This window comes from Rhizomicrobium sp. (assembly GCF_056722145.1).
Map to the genome: position 1 here is coordinate 1 of NZ_JBWZET010000029.1, position 12347 is coordinate 12347.

The 12347-nt window shown below is 65.7% G+C and carries 15 protein-coding genes and 1 tRNA gene; 12 read left to right on the top strand and 4 right to left on the bottom strand.

The window, feature by feature from the left end; translation table 11 throughout:
- The 3 genes from AC1P6P_RS01490 to AC1P6P_RS01500 all read left to right on the top strand — a co-directional run.
- Positions 1–232, top strand: a 232-nt coding sequence (locus tag AC1P6P_RS01490; RefSeq protein WP_481400662.1) for a GNAT family N-acetyltransferase, incomplete at its 5' end; no start/stop codon positions are given.
- Positions 233–302: 70 nt separating this feature from the next.
- Positions 303–848 (top strand): peptidoglycan-binding domain-containing protein, encoded by a 546-nt coding sequence (locus AC1P6P_RS01495; RefSeq protein ID WP_481400663.1) that lies wholly within the window; start codon positions 303–305, stop codon positions 846–848.
- A gap of 133 nt (positions 849–981) precedes the next feature.
- Positions 982–2655: a M28 family peptidase gene (locus AC1P6P_RS01500; RefSeq protein ID WP_481400664.1), complete on the top strand. Its 1674-nt coding sequence runs from the start codon at positions 982–984 to the stop codon at positions 2653–2655.
- Positions 2656–2777: 122 nt separating this feature from the next.
- On the opposite strand, the gene AC1P6P_RS01505 is transcribed toward AC1P6P_RS01500, so the two are convergent.
- Positions 2778–3164: a RidA family protein gene (locus AC1P6P_RS01505; RefSeq protein WP_481400665.1), complete on the bottom strand. Its 387-nt coding sequence runs from the start codon at positions 3162–3164 to the stop codon at positions 2778–2780.
- Positions 3165–3175: 11 nt separating this feature from the next.
- A complete protein-coding gene (locus AC1P6P_RS01510; protein ID WP_481400666.1) occupies positions 3176–5320 on the bottom strand; it encodes an FUSC family membrane protein in 2145 nt (714 codons plus the stop codon).
- 102 nt (positions 5321–5422) lie between these two features.
- Between AC1P6P_RS01510 and AC1P6P_RS01515 the strand changes: the two genes are divergently transcribed.
- From AC1P6P_RS01515 to AC1P6P_RS01530, 4 genes are read left to right on the top strand one after another with little or no spacing between them, the layout of a single operon-like run.
- Entirely contained in the window at positions 5423–7423 is a 2001-nt protein-coding gene (locus AC1P6P_RS01515; protein ID WP_481400667.1) for an ATP-binding protein, read from the top strand.
- 59 nt (positions 7424–7482) lie between these two features.
- Positions 7483–7776: an acylphosphatase gene (locus AC1P6P_RS01520; RefSeq protein ID WP_481400668.1), complete on the top strand. Its 294-nt coding sequence runs from the start codon at positions 7483–7485 to the stop codon at positions 7774–7776.
- Positions 7776–8132, top strand: a complete 357-nt coding sequence (locus tag AC1P6P_RS01525) for a CidA/LrgA family protein (RefSeq protein WP_481400669.1) — start codon at positions 7776–7778, stop codon at positions 8130–8132. The genes AC1P6P_RS01520 and AC1P6P_RS01525 overlap by 1 nt, the downstream gene beginning before the upstream one ends.
- Entirely contained in the window at positions 8129–8842 is a 714-nt protein-coding gene (locus AC1P6P_RS01530) for an LrgB family protein (RefSeq protein WP_481400670.1), read from the top strand. The genes AC1P6P_RS01525 and AC1P6P_RS01530 overlap by 4 nt, the downstream gene beginning before the upstream one ends.
- On the opposite strand, the gene AC1P6P_RS01535 is transcribed toward AC1P6P_RS01530, so the two are convergent.
- On the bottom strand, positions 8843–9280 hold the full coding sequence (locus AC1P6P_RS01535) for a hypothetical protein (protein WP_481400671.1): 438 nt from the start codon (positions 9278–9280) through the stop codon (positions 8843–8845).
- A gap of 64 nt (positions 9281–9344) precedes the next feature.
- Complete coding sequence (gene lipB / locus AC1P6P_RS01540; RefSeq protein ID WP_481400675.1) at positions 9345–9992, bottom strand: lipoyl(octanoyl) transferase LipB; 648 nt, start codon at positions 9990–9992, stop codon at positions 9345–9347.
- Between the two features lie 40 nt (positions 9993–10032).
- Between lipB and AC1P6P_RS01545 the strand changes: the two genes are divergently transcribed.
- The 5 genes from AC1P6P_RS01545 (at position 10033) to AC1P6P_RS01565 (ending at position 12346) form a co-directional block, all read left to right on the top strand.
- Entirely contained in the window at positions 10033–10269 is a 237-nt protein-coding gene (locus tag AC1P6P_RS01545; protein WP_481400672.1) for a FliM/FliN family flagellar motor switch protein, read from the top strand.
- 96 nt (positions 10270–10365) lie between these two features.
- On the top strand, positions 10366–10863 hold the full coding sequence (locus tag AC1P6P_RS01550) for a precorrin-2 dehydrogenase/sirohydrochlorin ferrochelatase family protein (RefSeq protein WP_481400673.1): 498 nt from the start codon (positions 10366–10368) through the stop codon (positions 10861–10863).
- A 2-nt stretch (positions 10864–10865) separates the two neighbouring features.
- Positions 10866–11624: a phosphoadenylyl-sulfate reductase gene (locus AC1P6P_RS01555; RefSeq protein WP_481400676.1), complete on the top strand. Its 759-nt coding sequence runs from the start codon at positions 10866–10868 to the stop codon at positions 11622–11624.
- Positions 11625–11823: 199 nt separating this feature from the next.
- Positions 11824–12138 carry an ArsR/SmtB family transcription factor gene (locus tag AC1P6P_RS01560; protein WP_481400674.1) on the top strand — a complete coding sequence of 105 codons (315 nt, stop codon included), beginning with the start codon at positions 11824–11826 and terminating at the stop codon, positions 12136–12138.
- A gap of 122 nt (positions 12139–12260) precedes the next feature.
- Positions 12261–12346 (top strand) — tRNA-Leu (locus AC1P6P_RS01565).
- Position 12347 lies beyond the last annotated feature (1 nt).

Below are 12347 nucleotides of genomic sequence, written 5' to 3' on the forward strand. Positions count from 1 at the left end.
GCTGGCATCGCGCTTTCACGGCCGCGGCTACGCCACCGAGGCGGCGCTGGCGGCGCTGGCCTGGGCCGATGCCGAACTCGACCGCCCCGAGATGTTCTGTATCGTGGCGCCGGCCAACGCGGCGTCGATCCGCGTAGCGGAAAAGTGCGGATTCCGGACCAGTTATGAAACAATCTATGAGGATACGCCGATCCTGGTGATGAAACGGCCGCCGGGTGGCGCACCAGACTGATTGTTTGCACTCATAACGCGAAAAAATTCAGAATCACAGTATGGTGCGCCTCGGCAGCGGGGGATCAGGCATGGCCGAATTCAGCGGGCCGGTTTGGTGCGGGCGTTTTCCGGGCAGCAAATCAATCGAGGATCTCGAACCCGAATGGCGGGCGCGGGTGCGCGCGTTCATCTCGGCAGTGGAGCGCGGCGGCGCTCGCGTCGAGGTGCAGGCCACGTTGAGGCCGCACCAGCGCGCCTATCTGATGCACTGGTGCTGGATGATCATCAACCTGTCCCAGGCGCCCGGCGCCGTACCTGCGCTTGCCGGCCACGACATCGATTGGACTCACGGCGGCGATCTCCGCGCGGCGCGCGCGGCGGCCGAGGCAATGGTGGAGGCGTTCGCGTTGCAGGCCTTGCCGTCGCTGACCAGCCGCCACACGGTCGGCCGCGCTGTCGATCTCGCGATCACCTGGCAGGGCCGCCTCAGCGTGCGCGATTGCGACGGCGCCGTGCATTACATCATGATCGAGCCGTGCGACGGCACCAATCCCGAACTCGCCAAGATCGGGGCCAGTTTTGGCGTCTTCAAGCTCGCTGGCGACCGCTGGCACTGGAGCGACGACGGACATTAATATCTGCCGTTGTCCTCCGCGCGCATTCCGTGTGAGCGCCGCGAAGGATGCGACCGTTTGGCGGCGCCGCGGATTGTGATTTGCGCGGCGGTCTTGCGATCCTAACATCGCGCATCTTTCAGGGAGTCCCGCCATGTCGTCGTTGCGCCACGTCTCTGTCGCTTTTGCCGCGTTGCTGGCGCTTGGAGCGGCGCCGCTCAAATATCCGGCTCATCCGACCACCAGCCCCGACATCAAGGCGGTCGATATCGCGGCGCGCGACAAGGCCATTTCCGACGACGCCTTTGAGGGGCGCGGTCCCGGTACGGTGAACGGCGAGGCTTCGGCGCAGTGGATCGCCGACGAGCTGAAGCGGATCGGCATCAAGCCGGGCAATCACGGCAGCTATTTTCAGACGGTCGAAACTGCGGTGATCGCGCTCGATGCCGCCAAGTCGACGCTGTCGTTCGCGACGCGCGAGGGCGCGGTGACGCCGAGCTTTCCAGAGACCGTGACCTATTGGACCTCGCAGTACGGCTCGAACACGGTGGATGTGAAGGATTCGCCGCTGGTGTTCGTCGGCTATGGCGTGGTGGCGCCGGAATACGGCTGGAACGACTACGCCGGCGTCGACGTCAAGGGCAAGACGGTGGTGATCCTGATCAACGATCCCGGCAACGAGGATGCGTCGCCCGATCCGGCCTTCTTCAAGGGCAAGGCGATGACCTATTACGGCCGCTGGACCTACAAGTTCGAGGAAGCCGCGCGCCGGGGCGCTGCCGCCGCGATCATCGTGCATGAAACCGTGCCCGCCGCGTACGGCTGGAACGTGGTGCGCAATTCCAATTCCGGCAACAAGTACTGGCTGGAAGCCAAGGACAAGAACGCCAGCCGCGCCAAGATCGAAGGCTGGATCACCCTCGACACCGCGAAAACGCTGTTCCAGCGCGCCGGTCTCGATTACGTCGCGCTCAAGGCGGCGGCCAACAAGCACGGCTTCAAGGCGGTGGAAATGGCCGGCGAAACGCTCAGCGTCCACGCTGCGTCGAACATCAGCCACGTCAAGACGCGCAACGTGATCGGCGTGCTGCCGGGCAAGAGTCATCCGGGCGATGTCGTGATGTTCAGCGCCCATTGGGACCATCTCGGCATCAAGCCCGACGTCGCCGGTCCCGACAAGATTTACAACGGTGCCGTCGACAACGGCTATGGCGTGTCGATGATCCTCGAACTCGCCGAGGCCTTCGCCCACGACGCGCGGCCCGAGCGGTCGATTGCGTTTGCGTTCTGGACCCTGGAAGAGCAGGGGCTGTCGGGCTCGGAATATTTCGCCCGTCATCCGGTGTGGCCGCTCAAGAACATCGTCGGCGTCATCAACTGGGATGCCGGCATCGCCGGCGGCCGTGCCCGCGACATGGGGCTGACCGGCAATGGCGAGACCGAACTCGAAGACGTGCTCGCCGCCGCGCTGAAGACGCAGAACCGCGTCATCTCGCCCGATCCCGAGCCGGAAAAGGGCGGTTTCTTCCGCTCCGACCATTTCAGCCTGGCGCGCGCGGGCGTGCCGGCGATCACGCCGTCGAGCGGCGAGGATCTGGTCAACGGCGGCAAGGCGCGGGCCAAGGCGCTGCGCGACGACTATGTCATGCATCACTATCATCAGCCGTCGGATGAATTCGATCCGAGCTGGGATTTCTCCGGCCTGTCGGCCGACGTCGAAATCCTGCACACCGCGGGCGACATGCTGGCCAACTCCAACCTGTGGCCCAACTGGCACCCCGACAGCGAATTCCGCGCCGCGCGGGATAAGGTGCGCAAAGCGAAGTAACATCCTTCGCGACCTTCAGGGTGATGCATAGAAACCAGCGTCACCCAGAGGTGCCCGGCGCCGCGGCGTATCAGCGATGAAAACAATCCCTCACCAGCGCCGGGCCGCGAAGGGCGACGCGCCTACCGTCCCCCGACAAACGCCCAGCATTCCACTTCGCAGGCGGCGCCGAGCGCCAGGCCGTTGCAGCCCCAGGCCGAACGTGCCGGCAGGCGGTCGGGCTTGAAATAGGTGGCATAGACCGCGTTGAACGCCTCCCACGCACTCATGTCGGCGAGCATCACCTGGACCTTGAACACGTCGTCGAACGTCAGACCGTGCTTGGCCAGGGTGTGGGCGATGTTGCGCATGGTCTGGTGCGCTTCGGCGTCCAATCCGCCATCCACCAATGTCTTGGTGCCCGGCTGATTGCCGAGATGGCCCGAAAGGTACAGCACGTCGCCGACCCGCACGCTTTCCGAAAACGGCAGCCCGGCGGCAGCAAAGCGTTCCGAGCGGTGGTATTGCATCGGCGGGCTCCTTAGATGCGCGCGGCCAGCATGGCGACGCGTTCGGCGGTGCGTTCGATGTGGATCAGGCGCCGCGTCAGCGACACCATGGCGTTGTGGCCGCCGAGACTGGCACCGAGGCTGCGCCGCGACAGCCGGTCCCGCTTGGGCTCTTTGGCTTCGGTGGCCAGCAGCGTCGCTTCGATGTTGTCGCGCGCGGTGGCGAGCAGCTTCTCGGTGGCGTCGGGATCGAGCTCGTGCTTGCGGGTGCGGAACAGGACGCGCATCGAGGCAAGGTCCGATGCCAGCAGATAGTTCGCCGCAATCAGGTCGTTGAGGTTGGCCAGTTCCTTGCGGTCGATCTTGGGCTCGTCGGCGAGGCGGCGCACGGTGGTGGCGAGATTGGCGGCGACGTCGTGGGCACGCTTGCGGGCAAGGCGGAAATCGTGGTCGTTGCGGCGGCGCGCCAGCGACAGCGCGGCATAGTCGCGGTCGGCGGCGACCATGCGGGCAACCAGCTTGGGCACGTTTTTCCATTCCCAGGTCGGCAACAGATAGCTGAAGCCCCAGGCCAGCGCCGCGCCCGCGAAGGTATCGGCCAGCCGTTCCATCACCAGCACGGTTCCCGGTTCCACCGCCGGTCCGAAGAAGTGCAGCTGCAGCAGCGCCGTGATCGAGGCGCACAGGCCGGTGATGCGGAAATCGACGGTGGCGAAGGCGTGGGCGCCGCCGACCGTGAAAATCACCGGAATGAACAACAGATCGCGCGGCACGTAATGCACCAGAAGGGCCGCCACGACGCAGCCGGCGGCGGTGCCGATGATGCGGTCGTTGCGGCGCTGTTTGGTCACCGAATAGCTGGCGCGCATGATCAGCATGGTGGTGAGCAGCACCCAGCCGCCGTGCACGATGCCCGGCAACAGCAGCGTCAGCAGATAGCCGCTGACCATCGCGCCGGTCAGCCGGATCGTATAGCGCAGCACCGGCGACGACAGTTTCAATTGCGACAGCAGCATGCGCGGGTCCATGCGGTCGCGCTGGACGAAGGCTTCCAGATCGACATCGGGCAGGATGGCGCGGGCATCGGCGTCGGGGTCGGCGGCTTGCGCCAGACGCTCCAGGCGCGCGATGCCGAGGCCGATCTTGTGGCCGGTGGAGCGGAACGCCGAGGTCGCCAGGGTTTCGCGGCCCCAGCTCATCGCCGCTTTCTGTTCCACCTCGGCCTCCAGCGCCGCGATCGCGTCGGCATGGGGATTGAACCCGAACCGCATCCCCGGCGTCGTCAGCGCCAGCGCCAGTTCCTCGCAGTCGGCGGCAAAGGCTGTGATCAGCGCATTGATTCGCGCCAACAGGTCGGTTTCGCCGGAATTGCGTAAGGTCTCGATGTCGGCGTCGCTCGAAACGATGGTGTCGAAACAGTCGAGCAGGGCCAGCAGCGCCGCCATCCAGCGCCGCCGCGCCGCGGTCTTGCGCCCGAGGAAAATGAAATCCCGCGCCGCCTGAAGTTTTTCGATGAAGGCGGCATGCGCCTCTACCAGCGCCCGCAGCGAGGTGTCGGTCGGCGCCGCGGGGTCGTAGAGCGCCGCCTTGGCCGACAGATAGGCGCTGAAGGCGTGCACCGCCTCGCTGAGGAAGGTCCGCCGCCCCCGGCTGTCGAGCACCGCCGCCACGCCCAGCGCGAAAAGGCTGTAGCTGAGGCCGCCGGCCGCGAAGAAGGTGAGATAGCCCGACACCGGCAACAGCGCCGCCTGATTGGCTGCCAGCCCGAACAGCAGCGCCAGGATGGCGGCCACGCCGAGCCCGATCGCCCGCTGGCCATAGGCCGAGACCAGGCCCGACACGATGCTCATCGCCGCCACCAAGAATCCCATCAGGACGTGGTGGCCGTTGGCGGCCATGGTCAGGTAGGCGAGCAGGGTGGCGCCCACCACCGCCAGGGCGAACATGCGGACCTTGACCAGCAGCGGGCCCGGCCGGTCGACGATCGACGCGCACAGGGCGCCCGAGGCGGCCAGGATGGCATCGGTCCGCCCGAAGGCCAGGGCGAAGGCCCCGCCGACCACGGCCATGCCTAAGGAGACGAAGGCCCCGTTCTCGATATGCATGCGGAACAGGGTGAGTCCGAGCCGTCGCGGCACGGCGGCGAGGGGCGTGTGGAGGAGAGCCAGGAACGACATGGGTTTACCTGAGCCTGAGGACCACTTAAAAGCAACCTTACCAGGAAGAATGCCGTTCTCGTTCGCAATAATCCGGGCAAAATGCCGGGCGGTGAGGGTCGCGTGTTCAACAAGATTCTGATTGCGAACCGGGGCGAGATCGCCTGCCGAATCATTCGGACGGCCCGGCGGATGGGCATCGCCACCGTGGCGGTCTATTCCGACGCCGACCGCGGCGCGCTGCATGTCGGGCTGGCCGACGAGGCGGTGCGGATCGGCCCGGCGCCGGCGGCCGAATCCTACCTCAACACCCACGCGATTCTCGAAGCGGCACGCGCCACCGGGGCGGAGGCGATCCATCCCGGCTACGGTTTCCTGTCGGAGCGTCAGGCGTTTGCCGAGGCGGTCACGCGGGTGGCCGGGCTGGCCTTCATCGGCCCCTCGCCGGAGGCGATTGCCCGGCTGGGCGACAAGATCTGGTCGAAGAAGCTGGCCACCGCGGCGGGTGTACCGACCATCCCCGGCTATGTCGGCGAGGTGATCGACGCCGGCCACGCCGCCCGCATCGCCGCCGAGATCGGCTATCCGGTGATGGTGAAATCATCGGCCGGCGGCGGTGGCAAGGGCTTGCGCATCGTACGCGGCGAGAAAGATTTGCGTCAGGCGCTGCTGTCGTCGCACAACGAAGCGCGCTCCAGTTTCGGCGACGACCGCCTGTTCCTCGAGAAATACATCGCCCCCTTGCGCCACATCGAAGTGCAGGTGATGGGCGACAAGCACGGCCACGTCATCCACCTCGGCGAGCGCGAATGCTCGCTGCAACGCCGCTATCAGAAGGTGATGGAGGAAACCCCGTCGCCGTTCGTCGATCCGAAGATGCGCGCGGCGATGTGCGGTGCCGCCGTGGCGCTGGCCAAGGCCGCTGGCTATGACAACGCCGGCACGGTGGAATTCGCCGTCGACAACGACAAGAATTTCTTCTTCCTCGAGATGAACGCCCGTTTGCAGGTGGAGCATACCATTACCGAGGCGGTGACCGGGCTCGATCTGGTGGAGTTGATGATCCGCGCCGCCGCCGGTGAGGAACTGCCGCTCAGCCAGGGCGATGTGCGCTGGCAGGGCTGGGCGCTGGAAGCCCGCCTGTATGCCGAGGACCCGGCGCGCGGTTTCCTGCCGTCGTCGGGGCGGCTGGTGCGCTATCGCGCGCCGGACGAGGGCAAGATCGGCGCCGCCACTTTGCGCATCGACACCGGCGTGCATGAGGGCGACGACATCACCGTCTATTACGATCCGATGATCGCCAAGGTCACCACCCATGCCCCGACGCGGGTGGACGCGGTCAATGCGATGAGCGTGGCGCTCGACGAATTCGTCCTCGGCGGCATCAAGCACAACGTCGCGTTTCTCTCGGCACTGACCCACAACACCCGCTTCCGCGAGGGGCGGCTGTCGACCGGCTTCATTGCCGAGGAATATCCGCAGGGCTTCAAGGGCCGCGCTCTCGATGCGCCGGCCAAGCGGCGGTTCGTGGCGGCGGCGGTGGCCGGCAAACTCGCCCGCACCAAGCGCGCCAGCGGCATCACCGGCACGCTCAACGGTCCGTTCCACGGCTCGGAAACCTTCACGGTCGGGCTTGAGGCCGAGCAGTTCGCGGTCAGCGATGCGTTCCTCACCGGCGGCGAGTTGTTCTGCAAGATCGACGGCGCCGATTTCGCCGGCGGCATCAAGTGGCGCCCCGGTCAGCCGATGCTGCGCCTGCGCGACGAAGGCCAGGAATACGCCATCCAGCTCGTGCGCGTGCCGGGTGCCTATCGCCTCAGCCAGGGCGGCCATCAGGCGCTGGTGACGGTACGTTCGACGCGGGCGGCGGAACTGGCGAAATTCATGCCCAAGCGCGCCAAGGCGGACACCTCCAAGAAGCTGCTGTGCCCAATGCCCGGCTTGGTCGTGTCGATCGTCGTCGACCGCGGTCAGGCCGTGAAAGCCGGCGAGCCGCTCGCTGTTGTGGAAGCGATGAAGATGGAAAACGTGCTCCTCGCCGAGCGCGATGGCACCATCGCCGACATCAAGGCGCGCGCCGGCGACAATCTCGCGCTCAACGACGTGATTTTGGAATTCGCCTGAGACGTAAATGTTGCGCCATCGGGCCTCGCATGCGACCGTGCCGGCGGAAAGGACGCGTCATGGCTGACGAAGAAGACATCACATCGTTACGGTTGAGGATCGAGGGCCACGTCCAGGGCGTCGGCTTCCGCGCTTTTGCCGCCAACGAAGCGCGCAAGCTGCTGCTCGACGGCTGGGTCCGCAATCAGCTCGACGATACGGTGGAGATTCTGGTGTCCGGCCCGACCGTTCCGGTGGAAACCTTCGTCGGCATCTGCATGCGCGGACCGCCCTTCGGCAAGGTCACCAACGTCGAACTTCATCGCGCCGAAGCGCCGAAACAGCGCGGCTTCCACATCGCGTCGACCTACTGATGCTGCAATCTTTCGTCCTCGTGCTCGGCTTCCAGCTTATCGGGGAAGTCTTCGTCCGCGTCCTGCCGATCGGCATTCCCGGTCCGGTGATCGGCATGACTCTGCTCGCGCTCGGCTGCATCGCCGTTCCGCAATTGCGCCACGCCTGCGAAAAGGCATCGGCAGCGCTGCTCGGCAATCTGTCGCTGCTGTTCCTGCCGGCCGCGGTCGGCGTGGTGCAGTTCCTGCCGCTGATCCGCACCGAAGGCTTCGCCATCGGCGTCGCGATCCTGGTTTCGACCGTGCTGGCGATCGCGGTGACGGCGCTGACCTTCCGCTTCGTGGTGCATCACATGAAACTGGAAGACCGCGAATGACCGACGTCGCGCGCCTCTGGGTCTATCTGTCGGCGACGCCGCTGCTGTGGCTGTTCGCGACGCTCGCCGCCTATGTCATCGCCGACCGCGTTGCCGCCGCCACCGGCCGCCACCCACTCGCCAATCCGGTGCTGCTCGCCACCATTCCGCTGGCGGCGCTGTTGTGGTTCACCAAAACGCCGTACACGACCTATTTTTCCGGCGCCCAGTTCGTGCATTTCATGCTCGGCCCGGCAACCGTGGCGCTGGCGGTGCCGCTGGCCGCCGAGTTCAAGCGCGTGCGCCGCTTGGCCGTGCCGATCCTGGTGGCGCTGCTGGCCGGATCGCTGACCGCGATCATCAGTGCCGTCGCGATTGCGAAACTGCTGGGTGCGCCGCACGACGTGCTCGCCTCGCTGGCGCCGAAATCGGTGACCACGCCGATCGCCATGGGCATCGCCTCGCTGATCGGCGGCTTGCCGTCGCTGACAGCCACCATGGTGGTGGTCACCGGCATTCTCACCGGCGTGATTGCGCTGCCGATCACGCGGGCGTTGCGCGTCCACGACCACGCCGCCCACGGCTTTGCCTCGGGTCTGGCCGGTCACGGCATCGGCACCGCGCGCGCCTTCCACGACAGCCGCCTCGCCGGTACCTTCGCCGGCCTCGCCCTGGCCCTCAACGGCCTCCTCACCGCGATCCTCGCCCCGCTGGTGATGAAGCTGTTCTGATCACTCCGCCGCCAGTCGCATCGGGTCGAGATCGGCCGATTGCATCGCGTCGGTCGAGCGGTTGCGGAACAGCTCGCGGAAGGCCGAGATCAGGAAGGTGATGAGGCTGAGCAGCGTGATGCACTCGCCGGTGATCAGCAGCGGCGCGATGCTGGTGCTCTGCGTCAGCAGGAAGATCGCCAGCGACGGGATCAGGATCAGCACGCCGACGGTGGAAAGGGCCCAGTTGAGCCACGCCAGCCGCGGCGAATAGGTCTTGGCGGTGAGGGCATAGAAGCCGCCGTAGAGCGCCATCGTCACCCAGCCGACTAGGTTGAGATGGGCGTGGACCGGCATCAGGCGGAAGTCTTCGTGGGCGCCCATCCACATGCCGCCGATCATGCCGGTCAGCACGAACAATCCGCCGGTGACGAAAAATGCTGCAGAAACCCGTGGCATTCGACCCTCCAGAATGGAATTATTCCAAAAGGCGTATCCTGGATTGTCCTGCAGCGACAAGGCGTCAGGTAACCGGTCCGAAAACCTCCTCAAAGGCAGCCTTCAGGGCACCGTCGACGTCGGCCATGGTGACCGCGATGCCGAGATCGGCAAGGCTGGTGACGCCATGCCCACGGATGCCGCACGGTACGATACCGCCGAAATGAGAAAGATCGGGCGCCACGTTGAGGGCGACGCCATGAAACGTCACCCAGCGGCGCACCCGCACGCCGAGGGCGGCGATCTTGTCCTCCTGGGCGCCGCGCACCACCCAGATGCCAACCCGGCCGTCGCGCCGTTCCGCTTTGACGTCGAAGCGCCGCAGCGCCCGGATCAGCCATTCTTCGAGATTATGGACGAAGGCCCGCACGTCGCCGCCGCGGCTTTTCAGGTTCAGCATGACATAGCCGACGCGCTGGCCGGGGCCGTGATAGGTGAATTGGCCGCCGCGGCCGGTCTTATAAACGGGGAAGCGGGCGTCGAGCAGATCCTCGTCGCGGGCGCTGGTGCCGGCGGTGTAGATCGGCGGATGTTCGACCAGCCAGACCAGCTCCGGCGCCGTTCCGTCGGCGATGGCGGCGGCGCGGGCCTCCATGAACGCCACGGCTTCGGGGTAGGGGAGCAGACCCGGACGGATCGACCATTCGGGCGTCGTTAATGATTGGGAAAGCATGTCGGCCTGAGTATGTGCTTCGTTGCCCAGGGTACGGCCCATGCTGAACAATCTCCATAATGTCAAAGTCGAAATTTCGGTGGTGCTGGGTCGCTCGGTGATCCCGATGCATCAGCTTCTGCGGATGGGCCGCGGCGCGGTGATCGAACTGGATTCCTGCCAGGACGATCCGGTGCTGATCCTCGCCAACGACAAGCCGGTGGCGCGGGGCGAAATCGTCATCCAGGGCGACCGTATCGGCGTTTCGGTGCTGGAACTCCTGCGCGGCTACAATTAAACAAATCTCTACGCGATAACTAGTAATTACACACAAAGTTCTTGCATTTTAAGTTGAAGCCACCTACTTCGGTGTAGTTCACCTGAGGCTGGGCCTGTGCTTCCGATCGTTCTCACCTCCGAAAATGCGAAAATCGGCCTGATCGGCGCCGGCGAGGGGCTGGAACGCCGCCGCGCGTTACTGCTGGCCGCTGGAATATCGCCGATTTTCCTGGCTTCCGACGCCGATCTCAGCGGTTTGCGCGTGCTGTTCGTCGCCGGGTTGGCGATGGATGCGTCGGCCGAGGTGGCGGGGCGGGCGCGGGGCGCAGGTGTGCTCGTCAATGTCGAGGACATTCCCTCACTATGCGATTTCCACGTTCCGGCCATTCTGCGCCGGGGCGATCTGATGTTCAGCGTCTCCACCAGCGGCCGGGCGCCCGGTTTGGCGCGGCGGCTGCGCGAGTGGCTGGAAGAACGCTTCGGCCCCGAATGGGAAGAATGGTCAGCGCAATTGGGCGACCTTCGCGATCGGTTGCGCCGCGAGGGCGTTCCGGCCGCCGACATATCGGTTCGTACACGGACTACCATCGAAGAGAAGGGCTGGCTCGGTTGAGTGTGGTGACGGTCATCGAGGGTGCGCCACGTCAGGGCGAACGCCGCGAAAACATCGAGCCCGCAACGGCGGCGCGGCTGAAGCGCTTGCAGGGCGAGGCGGCGCAGCGCGATCCGCAGGGCATTGTGGCGCTGGCGCTGAGCGAATTCCCCGGCAAGGTGGCGCTGGTGTCGTCGTTCGGCTCGGAGTCGGCGGTGCTGTTGCACATGGCGGCGGCGATCGATCCCACTGCGCCCGTGCTGTTCCTCAATACCGGCAAACTGTTCGGCGAGACGCTGCGCTATCGCGACCGATTGCAGGACGTACTCGGCCTCGGCGATTTGCGCGCGGTGGCGCCGCATCCGGCCGATCGCGCCCGGCTCGATCCCGAGGGCACGCTGTGGTCGCAAAATCCTGACGCCTGCTGCCATTTCCGCAAGGTGGTGCCGCTGCGCCGGATGCTGGAAGGCTTAGACGCGTCCATTACCGGCCGCAAGCGCTTCCAGACCAGCGCCCGCAGCGAGATGGCGGCGGTAGAATTCTACGAAGGCCGCTTCCGCTTCAATCCGCTCGCCGGCTGGACGCAGGAGCAGCTCGAAGACTACCTCACTGCGCACCACCTGCCGCGTCATCCGCTGGTGGACGACGGCTATCCGTCGATCGGCTGCATGCCGTGTACCCGCCGCGTCAAGACCGGTGAAAGCTACCGCGACGGCCGCTGGTCCGGCTTCGAAAAAGACGAATGCGGCATCCACGTCGGCGTCGACGGTGAAGGCATTTAGAGCGGCGGACGCTCGGTCGGAATCGTCGTTCGGTGCTCGCTCTTTCCTCCCCCGCGGAGCACAAAATCGGACAAACGGCACGATGGAGACATAGCGGGGGAGGTGGCCGTCAGGCCGGAGGGGGCCGCGAAGGATGACTCTGAGGGCTTGCTTTCATATTAGAATATCCTAATATGACGGCCGCAAAGGAACACTCGCCGTGAACGTGGCCGATCCGAAACTGATGAAGGCGATGTCGCGCCGGGCCGACGAGGCGGCGGCGCTGATGCGCACCTTGTCGCACGCGGCCCGTTTGAAGGTGCTGTGCGAGCTGTCGGGCGGCGAAAAGAGCGCCGGCGATCTGGTGGCGGCGTCCGGACTCAGCCAGTCGGCGCTGTCGCAGCATCTGGCGCGGCTGCGCGAGGAGGGGGTGGTTTCGACCCGTCGCGAGGCTCAGACGATCTATTACAGCGTCGCCGATCCCAAGGTCCTGCGTGTCGTTCGGCTGCTTTACGAGCTTTATTGCGGCCGTTGACCCCCCGGCGCGGCGGTTTGCCGCCCGGCTAGGAGCCCGGAAGTCCCATTTGGCGAATTTCGGCAGGATTCCAAGCCCTTCACAAGCGCGTTGGGGTTTGCTAAACCCCGCGCCCTTGCGCTGCGGCCGTGGCGGAATGGTAGACGCACTAGCTTGAGGTGCTAGCGGGAGCAATCCTGTGGAAGTTCGAATCTTCTCGGCCGCACCAA

Coding starts and splice junctions, on each gene's coding strand:
- AC1P6P_RS01505 (WP_481400665.1), bottom strand. CDS start 3,164: ATGCAATACCACCGCTCGGAACGCTTTGCTGCCGCCGGGCTGCCGTTT.
- AC1P6P_RS01520 (WP_481400668.1), top strand. CDS start 7,483: ATGGCTGACGAAGAAGACATCACATCGTTACGGTTGAGGATCGAGGGC.
- AC1P6P_RS01535 (WP_481400671.1), bottom strand. CDS start 9,280: ATGCCACGGGTTTCTGCAGCATTTTTCGTCACCGGCGGATTGTTCGTG.
- AC1P6P_RS01500 (WP_481400664.1), top strand. CDS start 982: ATGTCGTCGTTGCGCCACGTCTCTGTCGCTTTTGCCGCGTTGCTGGCG.
- AC1P6P_RS01525 (WP_481400669.1), top strand. CDS start 7,776: ATGCTGCAATCTTTCGTCCTCGTGCTCGGCTTCCAGCTTATCGGGGAA.
- AC1P6P_RS01510 (WP_481400666.1), bottom strand. CDS start 5,320: ATGTCGTTCCTGGCTCTCCTCCACACGCCCCTCGCCGCCGTGCCGCGA.
- lipB (WP_481400675.1), bottom strand. CDS start 9,992: ATGCTTTCCCAATCATTAACGACGCCCGAATGGTCGATCCGTCCGGGT.
- AC1P6P_RS01530 (WP_481400670.1), top strand. CDS start 8,129: ATGACCGACGTCGCGCGCCTCTGGGTCTATCTGTCGGCGACGCCGCTG.
- AC1P6P_RS01545 (WP_481400672.1), top strand. CDS start 10,033: ATGCTGAACAATCTCCATAATGTCAAAGTCGAAATTTCGGTGGTGCTG.
- AC1P6P_RS01495 (WP_481400663.1), top strand. CDS start 303: ATGGCCGAATTCAGCGGGCCGGTTTGGTGCGGGCGTTTTCCGGGCAGC.